At 60.9% G+C, this 14,700-nt stretch carries 10 protein-coding genes; 8 read left to right on the top strand and 2 right to left on the bottom strand.

Translation table 11 applies throughout. The annotated features are described in order from the left end of the window. Positions 1 to 31: 31 nt before the first annotated feature. The 6 genes from H4317_RS00465 (at position 32) to H4317_RS00440 (ending at position 9,347) form a co-directional block, all read left to right on the top strand. Complete coding sequence (locus H4317_RS00465; protein ID WP_185888249.1) at positions 32 to 3,619, top strand: S8 family serine peptidase; 3,588 nt, start codon at positions 32 to 34, stop codon at positions 3,617 to 3,619. Between the two features lie 161 nt (positions 3,620 to 3,780). Beyond that, positions 3,781 to 5,172, top strand: coding sequence for a sensor histidine kinase (locus tag H4317_RS00460; protein WP_185888248.1), 1,392 nt, complete (start codon positions 3,781 to 3,783; stop codon positions 5,170 to 5,172). Between the two features lie 87 nt (positions 5,173 to 5,259). Further along, positions 5,260 to 6,921, top strand: a complete 1,662-nt coding sequence (locus tag H4317_RS00455) for an FAD-dependent oxidoreductase (RefSeq protein ID WP_185888247.1) — start codon at positions 5,260 to 5,262, stop codon at positions 6,919 to 6,921. 306 nt (positions 6,922 to 7,227) lie between these two features. After that, a complete protein-coding gene (locus tag H4317_RS00450; protein ID WP_185888246.1) occupies positions 7,228 to 8,070 on the top strand; it encodes a metallophosphoesterase family protein in 843 nt (280 codons plus the stop codon). Further along, positions 8,070 to 8,678: a hypothetical protein gene (locus H4317_RS00445; RefSeq protein WP_185888245.1), complete on the top strand. Its 609-nt coding sequence runs from the start codon at positions 8,070 to 8,072 to the stop codon at positions 8,676 to 8,678. Before H4317_RS00450 ends, H4317_RS00445 begins: the two co-directional genes overlap by 1 nt. 45 nt (positions 8,679 to 8,723) lie before the next feature. Beyond that, on the top strand, positions 8,724 to 9,347 hold the full coding sequence (locus H4317_RS00440) for a hypothetical protein (protein ID WP_185888244.1): 624 nt from the start codon (positions 8,724 to 8,726) through the stop codon (positions 9,345 to 9,347). Positions 9,348 to 9,403: 56 nt separating this feature from the next. Here the strand turns inward: H4317_RS00440 and H4317_RS00435 are convergent, their stop codons facing one another. Next, positions 9,404 to 10,777: a lysophospholipid acyltransferase family protein gene (locus H4317_RS00435; protein ID WP_185888243.1), complete on the bottom strand. Its 1,374-nt coding sequence runs from the start codon at positions 10,775 to 10,777 to the stop codon at positions 9,404 to 9,406. Between the two features lie 116 nt (positions 10,778 to 10,893). Here H4317_RS00435 and H4317_RS00430 point away from each other — a divergent pair, with 116 nt between their 5' ends. Then, a complete protein-coding gene (locus H4317_RS00430; RefSeq protein WP_185888242.1) occupies positions 10,894 to 11,721 on the top strand; it encodes a tetratricopeptide repeat protein in 828 nt (275 codons plus the stop codon). Positions 11,722 to 11,851: 130 nt separating this feature from the next. After that, positions 11,852 to 13,579, top strand: coding sequence for a T9SS type A sorting domain-containing protein (locus H4317_RS00425; RefSeq protein ID WP_185888241.1), 1,728 nt, complete (start codon positions 11,852 to 11,854; stop codon positions 13,577 to 13,579). A gap of 46 nt (positions 13,580 to 13,625) precedes the next feature. Here the strand turns inward: H4317_RS00425 and H4317_RS00420 are convergent, their stop codons facing one another. Then, positions 13,626 to 14,696 (bottom strand): chorismate mutase, encoded by a 1,071-nt coding sequence (locus H4317_RS00420; protein ID WP_185888240.1) that lies wholly within the window; start codon positions 14,694 to 14,696, stop codon positions 13,626 to 13,628. Between the last annotated feature and the right edge of the window lie 4 nt (positions 14,697 to 14,700).

Genomic DNA, 14,700 nt, shown 5'->3' with positions numbered 1-14,700 from the left:
TCTGAACCCAACCTCTACTCCTGCTTTCTGCATGAAACACCTTCACTCCCTGGGGCTGGCGGCCCTGCTGGGACTGGCTCCGCTGCTGGCTTCGGCCCAGCCTGCCCAGCCTGCCGGCCGCTACGCCCTGCAGCTGGCCTCGGGCCCGGTAACCCCAGTTCCCAACGGCGCCGAATGGCTGCAGCAGCCTGCCACCGCTCCTTCTGACGCGTGGCAGGGCCAGGTGTTTCGGGTGTTGCAGTTTGAGCAGTTGCCTACCGCTGCCCAAAAAGCTGCCTTGGCGGCCGCTGGCGTGCGCCTTTTCGACTACCTGCCCCGCAACGCCTGGACGGCTTCGCTGCCCGCTACGCTCAGCCACCAACGGCTGGCAGGGCTCGGGCTACGGAGTGTGCAACCCGTAGCGCCCACTTGGAAGCTGGCCGGCGACCTAGCCCGCAACGTTATTCCGGACCACATGCGGCGGGGCAGCTTAGTGGAGGTGAACGTGCAGTATTATGCCACCATCACGCCCAGCCAAGCGGCCCAGGCCCTGCGCCAGAGGGAGTGGCAGGAAGCCGGCAAGCCTATGTTCGACCAGCAGCTGCGGGTGCTGTGCCGCGCAGCCGATATTGCCCGCATTGCGGCGCTGCCCTGGGTGAGTGCCGTGGAGCCTGCTACGCCACCCGCTGAGCCCGAAAACTTCCGGGGCCGCACCGACCACCGCGCCAACGCCATCAGCACTGACTACGGCGCCGGCCGCCACTACGACGGGCGCGGCGTGACTGTAGGCCACGGCGACGACGGCCGCATCGGGCCGCACATCGACTACCAAGGCCGCTTCGACCAGAGTGCTGCCGGGGCCAGCCAAGGCAACCACGGCGACCATGTGGCCGGCATTATTATGGGGGCCGGCAACATGGACCCACGGGTGCGGGGCAATGCTACGGCAGCCTTCAACCTGTACTACTCCTACCCCGGCAACCTCAACAACACGCCCACAGCCTACGCCAGCACGCGCCGCATGCGCGTGACCAACTCCAGCTACGGCGACGGCAACAACGCAGGCTACACCAGCTTCACGCGCACCATGGACCAGCAGACACGTCAGCGGCCCTATCTGCTGCACGTGTTTTCGTCGGGAAACTCGGGTACGTCTGACTTCGGCTACGGCGCAGGCGCGGGCTGGGGCAACATCACGGGCGGCCACAAGATGGGCAAGAACGTCATGACCGTGGGCAACGTGCTGTATACTGATGCCCTGGCCGGCAGCAGCAGCCGTGGGCCGGCCAAAGACGGCCGCATCAAGCCCGACGTATGCGCCGTGGGCACCAGCGTCACCTCTACCGTCGACCCGAATACTTATGCCGTATTTACGGGCACCAGCATGGCCTGCCCCGGCGTGGCGGGCGTTACGGCCCAGTTGGTGCAGGCCTACCGTTCGCTCAACAGCCAGCAGGAAGCTCCCACGGCTTTGCTGAAAGCAGCCCTGATGAACACCGCCGAAGACCTCGGCAACCCCGGCCCCGACTTCCGCTTTGGCTACGGCCGCGTGAATGCGCTGCGCGCCGTGCGCGTGCTGGAGCAACGCACCTACCTGAAAGACTCACTAACTACGGGCCAGACCAAAACCCACACTATTGCGGTACCTGCCGGCAAAAAGCAGTTCCGGGTGATGGTGTACTGGCATGATTATGAGGCGGCTGTCAATTCCACTTCCAACCTTGTAAATGACCTGAACATGCAGGTGGCCGCGCCCAATGGCACCAGCTACCTGCCTTGGGTACTCGACCACCGACCCACTGCGGCCCAGCTTAATTCCAACGCCATCCGGGCCCGCGACTCCATCAACAACGTGGAGCAGGTGACGCTGGATGAAACTCCGGCCGGCACCTATACCGTAACCGTGCGCGGCGCGTCCGTACCGCAAGGTCCGCAGACGTACTATCTGGTATACAGCTACATCGAGGATGGCGTGGAGCTGACCTACCCGCTGGGTGGAGAAGGATTTGTGCCCGGCGAAGCCGAAGTACTACGCTGGGATGCTCCCGCAGGCACTGGCACTTTTGCGCTGGACTACACCACCGATAACGGAGCTACTTGGCTGCCAATTTCGGCCGCTGTGGCCGCCACCGCCCGTCATTTCGACTGGACCGTGCCAGCTGGTGTGGCCTCAGGCCGCGTGAAAGTGCGCGTGACCCGCGGCAGTGCCAGCAGCCAATCAGTGGTACCGCTTACTATTTCGCCGCTGCCCGGCAACCTGCGCCTGGGCTACGTGTGCGCCAACACCGTGAAGCTGCAGTGGGACACTCTTACAACAGCCTCAGCCTATGTGGTATATAAGCTGGGCGCCGAATACATGGATTCTGTGACGACCGTGACGCGCACTTCTGTGGTGCTGACCGGCGTGGGTGCCGGTGCCGAGCAGTGGTACAGCATCCAGCCTATTCGGGCGTCGGATGGGCTGCGTGGCCGCCGTACGCGGGCCCTAAACCAGCCAGCCCTGCTCAACAATTGCCCCGGCCCACCACTCATTGCCTTCCAGGCCAGCCGCACGCTGGTGTGCCCCGGCGTACCCATCACCCTCACCGACCGAAGCCAGTCGCAGCCGACTACCTGGACCTGGAGCATCACGCCCAGCACAGGCGTAACGTTCGTGGGGGGCACTACTGCCGCCTCGCAAAACCCGCAGGTACAGTTCAGCACGCCCGGCACATATAGCGTGACGCTGCTGGCCAGCAACAGCTACGGCCCCACTACGCTCACGCAAAGCGCCCTGATTACCGTCACGAACGGACAGGCGCTGCCGTTGGCTCAGAACTTCACCACCAGCACGTTCCCGCCCGCCGGCTGGGAGGTACAGAACCCTAGCTCCAACTTCACTTGGCAGCTGAGCGCCCAGGGCGTTATGGGCCCGGACACGCTGTTGCGCCCTGTGCCCATGGTGGAAGACTACTCCGACAACGTGCGCGGCGCTGAGGATTACCTCGTCACGCCCCCCTTGGACCTGAGCGGCCGCCCAACCGGCACCAACAGTCTGCAACTCAACTTCTGGGTAGCCTACGCCGCTTATAGCGCCACGTACTTCGACGGTATCCGGGTGGATGTGAGCACCGACTGCGGCGCTACATTCCAGCCTACAGGCTACCTGAAGCGCGGCACGGCGCTGGCTACCGTTACCGGTTTCCAGACTTCGCAGTGGGCCCCCAATAGCCCGGCCGACTGGCGCCAGGAAACCGTGGACCTCTCCAGCATGCTGGCGGCCGGCGGCCCTTCCCGGATTCTGGTGCGCTTCGCCAACATCAACGACTACGGCAACAACGTGTATCTGACCAATGTGCGCCTGCGCACAGCCGTCGTGACGGGTACGGCCGCTGCTCGCAATGCCAACCTGGGCCTCGTGGGTGCCTACCCGGTACCATTCAGCCAGGAGCTGCACGTGCAGTTGGCTCCTACGAGCAGCGGCACAGCCACCTTGGTTCTGCTTGATGCGCTGGGCCGCCAGGTAAGCCGCGAGGTACTGACGCTCCGTACCGGTGTGCCACAGCAGCACAAGCTGGCTACCGGCGCACTGCCGGCCGGCGTGTATACGCTCCGCCTGCTCACGCCAGCGGGCAGCCAGCAGCTGAAAGTGGTAAAGTAATTTTCTAACCTGCTCGTCTTACTAGAAAGCGCCTCTATCGGGGCGCTTTCTTTTTTGCCCACTTATAGAGTCCGTAAGCTTACGGCCCGGCCAGAGCCCTTCGTACCAGTTAGATTGCCCAGGTTGTATGTTACTTTAGCTGTGTCCTGATTTGTACCGCCATGCCTACTACCCTCACGTACACTGACCTGGCCATTGTGCCCACCTTCGCCGACTTACCTGCAGAGGTGATTGACTGGCTACTGGCCCACGGCGAACGGCACGATTTTGCCCCGAATGAGGTAATAGTGGAGGCCGGTTCAGCCGCCGAGTACATGATGGTTGTGCTGGCAGGAGGGCTGCAGTTTTTTGCCATTCGCAATGGGCAGCGTGAGCCGGCTTTCCGGGTGGAAGCGGGCCATATCAGTGGTGTGCTGCCTTACTCTCGCCTACAAACGCTAAAAGCTCAAGGCATAGCCATCGGCGACACGGTGGTGTTTCTGCTGCACCGCAACCTGTTTCCGGAACTGGAACAAGTCAGCCCGGAGCTGGTGCAGCGGCTGGTAGGCCTGATGAGCGACCGGGCCCGCTTGGAAGCCCGCAGCCAGGAGCGCGACGACAAGCTGCGGGCGCTGGGTAAGCTTTCGGCCGGACTTGCCCACGAGCTCAACAACCCTGCCGCCGCCATTGTGCGCGCCGCCGAGGCCCTGGCTCAACGCGTAAATACGGCCCCTGACTTACTCTGCGACCTGCTCCAGCACTGCCCCGAACCCGAACACCTCAACGGCCTGATGGCGCTGGCCGACACCCCGCCACCCACTGGCGCGCCTCTTTCCGGCTTGGCTCGTGCCGACCAAGAAGACGAGCTAATTGACTGGCTGGACGAGCAGCAGGTCACCGATTCCTATCGTCTGGCCGACGGATTGCTCAATGCTGGCCTTTCAGTAGCCCAACTGGAGCAGGCCGCCGCGCCACTGCCGGCTCCGGCCCGGCCAGCCGCGCTGGCGTGGCTGGAAGCCCAGCTCACCACCCTACGCCTTATTCATGATGTACAGGAGGCAGGTGGGCGCATCAGCACGCTGGTTGGCAACGTGAAGACTTACAGCCACATGGACCGGGGCGGCGAGTATGCGCCGCTGAACGTGCACACCGGCCTCGACAGCACCGTGAACATGCTCAGCTACCAGCTCCGCACCAAAAACATCCGGCTTACCCGCGACTATGCCCCCGACCTGCCACTGATACGCGGGCAGGTAAGCAGCCTCAATCAGGTCTGGACCAACCTTCTCGACAACGCCATTGATGCACTGCCACCCGGCGGTGAAATCACGCTCCGCACCCGGCTCGATGGGGATTTTGTGCATGTGTCCGTCATCGATAATGGCCCCGGCATTCCGGCCGACATTCTGCCGCGGGTGCTGGAACCGTTCTTCACCACCAAACCCGCCGGCGAAGGCAGCGGCCTGGGCCTCGATATTGCCCTGCGTACCTTGGAAGCCCACAATGGCAAGCTGGAAGTACGTTCCGACCCCGGCCACACAGAGTTTTGTGCCTGGCTACCGGCCGGAAACTGAACCAGTAAGGTTCGGTAACCGGGTTTTTCCTCTTCTAAGCCCGCCTCTGCTTAGTCTACCAATTCATTTATTCCTTACTCCCCGAGTATGGCTGCCGATAAAAAACCGATTCTGCTGTGTGTCGATGATGACCCGCAAGTACTGAATGCCATTGACCGGGACCTGCGCCAGGAGTTTCGCAAAGATTACCGGGTATTGCGGGCGGCCTCCGGCGAAGAAGCGCTGGCCACGTTGCACGAGCTGCGGGCCCGCGAAGAAACGCTGGCCCTAGTGCTGGCCGACCAGCGCATGCCCGGTATGGAAGGCGTAGAGCTGCTGGCCGAAGCCCGCACCATCTTCCCCGATGCCAAGCGCGTGTTGCTCACTGCCTATGCCGATACGGAAGCCGCCATTCGGGCCATCAACAACGCCCGCCTCGACCACTACCTCATGAAGCCTTGGGACCCGCCGCAGCAGCTGCTCTATCCCACGCTCCACGATCTGCTGGATGCCTGGCAGCGCGCCTACCGCCCGCCGTACCGCGGGGTGCGGCTGCTGGGGTTTCAATGGTCGCCGCTGTCCCATGACCTGAAGGACTTTCTGGCCGGCTACATGGTGGCGTATCAATGGATGGACTTCGAGACGAGCCCGGAGGCGCAGGCGCTGCTGGCCGCGAAGAGCCTGACAGCGGCTGACCTGCCGGTGGTGGTGCTGGAAGATGGCACCGCGCTGCCGCGCCCCTCTCCCACCGACATTGCCGCCCGCATCGGGCTGAATGTGCAGGCCTCGCAGGAACTATATGATGTGGTGGTGATTGGGGCTGGCCCTTCTGGGTTGGCGGCGGCAGTATACGGAGCATCAGAAGGGCTGAAAACCCTCATTATCGAGCGTCAGACGCCCGGCGGGCAGGCCGGCACCAGTTCCCGTATCGAAAACTACCTGGGTTTCCCGACGGGCCTGAGTGGCTCGGAGCTAGCCCACCGCGCCTGGACGCAGGCCGTGCGTCTTGGAGCCGAGTTTCTGGCGCCCCAGGCCGTAACGGAGCTATGTGTGCAGGACGGTTACAAGGTGCTGACCCTTACGGATGGCAGCAAAGTGAGTACCCGAGCCGTGGTGTTAACCACCGGCGTGAGCTACCGCACACTGGAAGTACCCGGCATCGACCGGCTGAGCGGGGCGGGCGTGTACTACGGCGCGGCACGCACGGAAGCCCGCTCCTGCGAAGAGCAGGACGTGTATATAGTAGGAGGCGGCAACTCGGCGGGGCAGGCGGCTATGTATCTGGCCACCTATGCCCGCAAGGTGTTCATCGTCATTCGGGGAGCTTCGTTGGCGGCCTCCATGTCGGCGTATCTGATTGAGCAGATTGGCAATACGCCCAACATCGAAATTCTGCCTTTCACGGAAATAGCCGAAGTATGCGGGCAGGACCATCTGGAAAAAGTGGTGCTGAAAAGCCACGGGCAACTAACCGAGCAGCCGGCGCGGGCGCTGTTCGTGTTCATCGGGGCCAAGCCCAGCACCGAGTGGGTCTGCGACGTGGTGCTGTGCGACGGCAAAGGCTTCGTGCTGACGGGCCGCGACCTGGTGACGGATCCGCGCTATGCGGATAGCTGGAAGCATAGCCGGGAGCCGTTTCTGCTCGAAACCTGCGTGCCAGGCGTTTTCGCGGCCGGCGACAGTCGGGCCGGTGCTATGGCCCGCGTAGCGTCGGCGGTGGGCGAAGGGTCGATGGCCATCAAATTTGTCCATCAATATCTCGACGAATAAACGGACCAACAGCATTGACATAAATCGGCCCGGAGGCAGCCTTATGAGTTGCTCCGGGCCGATTTACGGTATAACGCCAGCTACATCTCACCGGAAACGCAAAAAAAAATCAACATGCCTTCGGAATTGATTTTGGCCTCAAACGTATCAACAGCCACATCCTGACGGAAACGTTTCCTGCTGAAAAGGTCGGTATAGGAGTAGAAACAGGCTTTTTGAAAAACAAGCAGCTGCCTCGGCTAGTATATACCCGTGGGCCTACCGGGTATGGCGGGCCCGTGTGCCACCCAATGTGGTTTCTGCCCTATGCCTTCTTCTACCTTGCTTCCTTTGCGCCGGCTCTCTGTAGCGGCCGCGGCAGCTTTCCTGTTCAGCGGCTGTGAGCTGCTTGAATTCAGCCCCAACGATTTTCGCGGCCCCGAAAGCCAGACGAATCTGACTCAGAAAAACCTGGACCGCCTTGCCGAGCACCCGTTGCCTGCCGGCGATACGCTCAGGTTTGTATTTACCGGCGACTCCCAGCGCTTCTACGACCAAGCCGAGTCGCTGGTGGAGAGTGTGAACCAGCAGCCGGGCCTGTCGCTGATGGTTGTAGCCGGCGACATCTCAGATTTTGGGCTGGCCCGCGAGATGCGCTGGGTTGATAAGCGCCTGCGCAAGCTCAACATTCCCTACCTCACTGTCATCGGCAACCACGACCATGTGGGCAATGGCCGCGCCGCCTACCAGCACATTTTCGGGCCTCTGAACTACTCGTTTGTTTATGGCGACACCAAGTTTACCATGGTGGATACCAACAGCCGCGAATACAACTTCAATGGCCGTATTCCGGATATGCCCTGGGTGCAGCAGCAGGTGAGCGACTTGCAGGGTGCTAAGCGGCAGGTGGTCATGTCGCATGTGCCGCCGCAGGACCTGGATTTCGACCAGAATATCATGCCCGACTACACCCGCACGCTGGCCGAGGCGCCGAAGCTAGCCTTCGAACTGAACGGACACCGCCACGATTTCAGCATTGGAGAGCCTTTCGACGACGGCGTAACCTATATCAATTCCTACGCCTTCGAGGAAAATCAGTACGTGATTCTGACACTGTGGAATGATGCCAACGATGAGCCGCAGTTCCGGCTGAAAAAGGTTCGGTTCTAATGCGCCTTCCGCTTACTATTCTTTTGGTAGCAAGTACCCTACCTGCCCTAGCTCAGGAAAGCCCGGCAGATACACTTGACCCACTGCCCTGGTACCGCCCGCGCCACCTGATTGCGCAGACGGCGGGCGGCATGGGCATGGTGTCGGTGGGGGCGGGCTACAACTTCTGGCGCGACCGGGCCGAAGCCGATGTGCTGGTAGGCTACGTGCCCAAAAAGTACGCTGGCTCTACGCTTTCCATTGCCACGGCCAAGTTTCTCTACAGCCCTTTCACGGTGCCGCTCGGCGAAAAACTGCAGCTCCGCCCCCTCACAGTGGGCGTGTATGTGAGCTACACGCATGGCACCATCAACGATGAGGACCGTGGGCAGTACACCAAGGGTTACTACTGGTTTTCGACGGACACGCGGGTAGGGCCGCTACTGGGTGGCCGCCTTAGCTACCTGCGCCAGCCTTCACCGCAAGGACGCTCCCGCCGCATTTCCGCGTATTATGAGCTGGGCACCAACGACTTGTACCTGTTCAGCATTGTGCCAAACGCCAACTATAAATCCCTGAGCCCGTTAGACTTGCTGACGCTGGGCCTGGGGGTGAAAATGGAGTTTTAGAACCGCATCCGGGCAGGCAATTCCCTCACGCAGCTGATTTGACTCATGATGCAGCTTTCCACTGTTTGCCGGAGCCTAGCGGGTATGCTGCTGTTGCACTCAGGAATTGCTACCGCTCAGGATGCAGCACCGGCCAGACTTCCTGCCACGCGCGGCGTTCCATTTTTTCTAAGCCTACAGATTGGGGGTGGGGCCGGTATGGTAGCCATAGGCGGTGGTGTACGCCTGGCCGGCCAGCGCCTAGAACCCGAAGTGTTGGTAGGCCATGTGCCGCGCCGCTTTAGTAGTCAGCCCCTCACCATCTTCACATTCAAAACCACCTACCTGCCCGTCAATCCTAAGCTGGGCAAGCATTGGCGAGCCAGCCCTGCTTTTGGGGGCTATATAAACTATACCAGTGGGGCAACGCTACAGGATAGCCACCAGCCCGGCAAGTACCCCAACAACTACTACTGGTTTTCTACCAAAGTCCGCACGGGCATGTACCTCGCGCCGCGGGTGTCATACGCGGGTATTCGCACGCCCGAGCGGCCGGCGCCACCACACGTGGCGGCTTACGCCGAACTAGGCACCAACGACCTGTACTTTATAAGCCGCACCACCAATAAGCGCGCCCCAGTCCTCACCGAAATCATGACCCTGGGGTTCGGCTCTAAAATAGCCTGGTAGAGTTGGAAAGCAGAAATGAGACCAACGTAACGGCCGCTTAGTGAGGTGGCACCAGCCTATTGCACAGCCTGCAGATAGGCCTGGCGGGCTTCGTTCAGCAGCTTCAGAATGGTAGCCCGTTGCCGCAGCAGGTCCTCCATAACGGGGCGCTGGCGCCGGAACATCCGCAAGGCGCGCAACCGCCGCAGCCGGCCGGCCAGCTTGTTGGCGTAGTACAGCGCATAGAAGCCGGTAGGCGCCAGACTCAGGCCATAGAGCAGCGTCCAGCGCCAGTCTTGGGTGAAGTGGTGTACCAGCGCAATCTGGGCCGCGTAGCCAAAGCTGAACGTGAGCATGCCCACTACCAGCATGATAGGCGCCACAAACTCTACTTCTTTGGTAGCGCGCTTGGCCACCATCGAGGGCAGTTTGTAGGGCAGATAGTTGTTTAGCGCGCCATACAGATACACCGGCAGGCCCAGCGCCAGCTTCAATCCGGCCTTGATGGCACGCGCAGTCCGCGTGTCGGCCCGGCCAGTGCGTTCCAGAGCTTCATCATTGATTTTCAGGCGCTTCAAATCCTTCAGGTAAGTGGCCAGCTTCTCCCGGACTTCGCCCAAATGCTCGGGGTCGTGCTTCTCGAAGTAAGCCACGGCCTGCAACAGGTTGCGGCTGAGCTGAAAATTGTCGTAGAGCGTACGGGGGTCATCCTCGATGAGGTGGCCGGTGAACGTACGCTCTAGCTGCTGCACCAGCTCATCCTCGGCGGCGTCGCGCGTGATGACGAGGCGCTGCTCCAGGTGCCGCCGGATGTCTTCGGTAAGCTGGTCGGCGGCCGCGGTAGGGTCTTGGTAGTAAGCGGCGGCGTAGTCGGCCACCCGAATCGGCGGGGCCACATTCACCAGCACATCAGACCGGAACCGTTGCGGATCGAAGTAATTGATACCGACCGGCAACACGCGCAGCCCCAGCCTGAAATTGTGGCGCGCTTCGGCGCCCAGCGCAATGCGGGCCGCCCCGGTTTTGAGTGGCCGTAGGCGCCGCTCGCTCACGCTGGTGCCTTCCGGGAATATCATGACCGTGCCGCCCTTGCCCAGATAGTCGTAGCACTTGCCGAAAGTAGCCTCGTTCTGGGCGGCCAGCTGCTCCGGCGTTACGGCTTCGGCGCCGGTTTCTACATCTTGGCGCCGATAGATAGGAATGGAGTTGCCGGAGCGGAGCACGGCTGCCGAAATCGGGTTCTTAAAAAACGTGCTTTTGGCCAGGAACGCAATAGACTGGCGGCGGTTCGCGGCCACTACCAGCGGGTCCATGAGCGTGTTGGGGTGGTTGCTCACCATCAGCAGTGGCCCCGGCGTCTGGAGCCGGTCGCGGTGGCGGATTTCGAGGCGACGGAAGAACACGCGCAGGGCAACCTGCACGAGGGGCTTCATGACGGTGTAGAAGAGCATAGACAGCAAGTACGGTGGAACTTAACAGATGACCACTATTCCAGCAGCCGGCCTGCCACAATTATTGCCGTGCTTCCGCCAACTGCCACCTGCCAGCCACCCGTATACTACCTGATATGCGCTACTGCTACTTGCTTTTTTTACTGTTGCTGGCCGCTTTTCCGAGCCAGGCCCAAGTCCCGAAAACGACTGCTACTACTGAGAAGGAGATACTCAGCAAGGCTACTCAACTGCTGCAGGACCGCCAGTACGAGTCGGCCTGGAAGCTCCTCAATGGCTTCGACCCCAAACACCGCCGGCCGGCTGTGGCTCTTAAGCAAACCGAGCTGGCATTGAACTACCACCTGCGCAGCCGCGAGCTGGAAGGGTTCGGATTCGTGGACCTGAAGCCTTTAGAGCAGCTCGATTCCTTGCGGGCCAAGTACACGCGGGCGGCTATTCGCTACCCGTTTGCGGTGGAACTGGTGCTGAAAAATCTACTGAAGCAGCATCCTGCCAACTACAAGCTCAACCGTGCCCTAGCCGACTATTACTACCAAGTGGAGCAATGCCAGTGTGCCGAAGCCGACAAGTCGCCGGCTACGCTGTATGCGCTGATGGCCCGCCACTATACTATTGCGCACCAGCATGGCCTAGGCGACTATAGCTCCTACTACAAGCTAGGCTACGCCCGCCTGAGTCAGGCCCGGATTGCGGAAAGCGTCCCGCTTTTCCAGCGGTCCATCAAGCTCCGCCCCGATTACGCCTTGGCACACTTTCAGCTGGCATATAGCTACACTGAGCTGAAGAAGCTCACCAAAGCTCTGGAAGAAGCCCGCACGGCCGCCCGCCTCGCCGATACTCCGGAGCTGAAATATGACGCCAACTTCGTAGCCTCCGAACTGGAGCGGCGTCTGGGCATTAGCTCATCTGCCCCAAAAGCCGAGGCCCAGCCAAAACCCTGAGCTATTTGGAAGCACCAGAGCATTTCCGCTCTTCTTTCTAAAATCCCGAGTTAGGTTATTCGCTGCATAAGGCGCGTGGAAGTATATTTATATATCCTTCCCACACTGCTTTGCACTTTGTCTTACGGCCATGAAACACCTTTCCACGCTCATCTACAGTTCCTTATTGGTGCTGTTTCTGCTAACTGTTACCATCCCAGTGGCCCAGGCTCAGGTTCCGGCCTGGCAGACGGCGGTGGGCACGGCCGGCACTAGCATTTCGGTGAAAGCCACTGCTGCCACTGCCAACGACGAGGTTATTGTGGTAGGAGATTTTGCCAACACGGCTACATTCGGCAACACTACGTTCACTAGTACTGGCACCGGCAATGATGGATTTGTGGCAAAATGGAGCAACAGTGCCAGCCGCTTTGTGTGGGCTCATCAGATAAGCGGAACAGCAGGCGGCGAATATCCTTTGTCGGTGGCTGTAAGCGGCAGTAGCGTCTATGTTGGAGGCGTTTTCAGCGGCCGAATGGTTATCATTGGCACGAACTTCCTGACCAATGCTGACGTCTTCGGCAATACCGACCTGTTCTTTGCCAAAATCGTGGACGCGGGCACTACCAGTAGCGTTGTATGGGCCCAACGGGCTGGTGGCCAAAGCAGTGAGGATCTGGCGGGCCTAGTGGCCACGGGCTCTACCCTGTATGCGGCCGGCACTTTCCGGGGTACCACTACTACGCTGGGCGCGCTCAGCCTGACCAACGCCAGCAGCACCGGCTCCAACATTTTTGTCACCAAGCTCACGGATGCAGGCAGCACCAGTTCCTTCACCTGGGCCCAACAGGCCGGCGGCAGCGTCGGCGTCGACTTGGTGAAGGCAATAGCAGTGACTGGAAACAGTATCTATATAGCAGGGCAATACTCCGGAACCAGTACCCGCTTTGGCACTACCACCCTGCCCAATGCCGGCAACGCCGACTTGTTCGTGGCCAAGCTCACGGATGCTGGCAGCGCAGCCAGCTTCACCTGGGCCCAGCAGGCCGGCGGCACAGGCTACGAAGTGGTCAACGCACTAGCCGTTGAGGGCTCCACTGTGTATCTGACCGGTTATTTCGGTAGCCCGACCCTCGCTATTGGCACCAGCAACCTGTCCAATGCCGGTAGCCTGGATGTGTTTGTGGCCAAGCTCACGGATGCAGGCAGCGCGGGCTCCTTTGCCTGGGGCCAGCAGGCTGGCGGGAGTGGCAGCGACATGGGCAGCGCCCTAGCCGTGCGCGGCTCCAATGTGTATGTAACAGGCTACCACAGTAGCCCGGATGCCCGCTTTGGCAGCACCCAGCTCACTACTGCAGGCCAGTCTGATGTGTTTCTGACCAAACTCACCGACGCAGGCAACTCGGGCAGCTTTGCCTGGACTCAGCAGGCTGGTGGATCGAGCCTGGACAATGGGGTTGCCGTGGTGCTTCAGGGCTCCCGCCTCTATGTAGCCGGCGTTTTCGACAGCCCTTCTATTGCCTTCGGCACCTTGGCTCTCACCAAACCCAGCACAGGCTACGGCCTCTTCCTAGCCTCTCTCACTGACGGCACTCTTTCCTCCGCTGATGCTGTACTGAGCGGCAGTGCTTTCGCCATCTTCCCCAACCCGGCGCATACCACCGCTACTATTATACTGCCTGCACTCCCTGGTGCGGCCCATGTCACGTTCATGCTCACGGATGGCCTGGGCCGTGCTGTGCGCACCGGGTCCGTGCCAATGCCAGCCACTGGCTTACGCCACGAATTCTCTGTAGCCGGGCTACCCGCTGGCCTCTACTTTCTGCGGGTACAGGCCGGGCACGCTACGGCCAGCCGCTGCTTGGTTGTGGCATTATAAGCCTACTGTCCAGCAGCTTTACGCGCGCATCTTTTCGATTTTATGCTTATCCTTCCATCACCTTGTTCTGGCGCGTGATGGACTCCAGATGCACGGCGGCCAGATATTGCGCTACAAACTCGCTGGTGAGGCCTACGGAGGAGCCCTGGCGCAGGGCGCGTTCCAGCACTTCGTTCCAGCGGCTGGTCTGTAGAATGGTAATGTCGTTTTCCTTTTTGTAACGTCCGATTTTCTCAGCCACGGCCATTCGGCGTCCCAGCAGCTGCATGATTTCGGCATCGAGCTGATTGATTTGCTCTCGGAAACCTGCCAGCGCCGTCAGGAACTCGCGCTGGTCGGTGGTTTCGTGGCGCCATACCAGCGCCTCAATCAGGTCGTGAAGCACTTCAGGCGTGATTTGCTGCTTAGCGTCGCTCCAGGCGGCATCGGGGTTCTGGTGACTTTCTATCATCGTGCCATCAAAACCGAGGTTGAGCGCCTGCTGGGCCACGGCAAACAGCGTGTCGCGGCGGCCACAAATGTGGCTGGGGTCGCAGAGCAGCGGCATATCGGGGTGGCGGCGTTTCATTTCAATGGGTAGGTGCCACATGGGCGCATTTCGGAAGTCGGTGTTGCCGTAGCTCGAAAAGCCCCGGTGTACCAGGCCTACCTGCGCCACTCCCGCTTTCTGCAGGCGCTCTACGGCTCCGGTCCACAGCTCCAGTTCGGGATGAATCGGGTTTTTGACTAGTACTGGCACCGGCACGCCACGCAGCGCGTTGGCTATTTCCTGCACCGAAAATGGGTTGCCGGTCGTGCGCGCCCCTACCCACAGAATATCAATCCCGAAGGCCAGGCAATCTTCCACGTGCTTAGCCGTGGCTACTTCCACAGCCGTGGGTAGGCCTGTCAGTTCCCCAGCTTTTTTCAGCCACGGCAAGCCTTTAGTACCCACCCCTTCGAAGCCGCCGGGTTTGGTGCGGGGCTTCCAGATGCCGGCGCGCAGGGCCTGCACCTTGCCGGTAGCAGCCAAGGGTTGGCAGGTATCGAGCACCTGCTCCTCGGTTTCGGCTGAGCACGGGCCGGAAATGAGGTAGGGCTTATCGTCGGGCTGGCGGTTGAACAGGGTAGATTTCATGGAA

The organism is Hymenobacter sediminicola (assembly GCF_014250515.1).
Classification (GTDB): domain Bacteria; phylum Bacteroidota; class Bacteroidia; order Cytophagales; family Hymenobacteraceae; genus Hymenobacter; species Hymenobacter sediminicola.
This window is presented reverse-complemented; position numbering and strand designations above follow the sequence as displayed.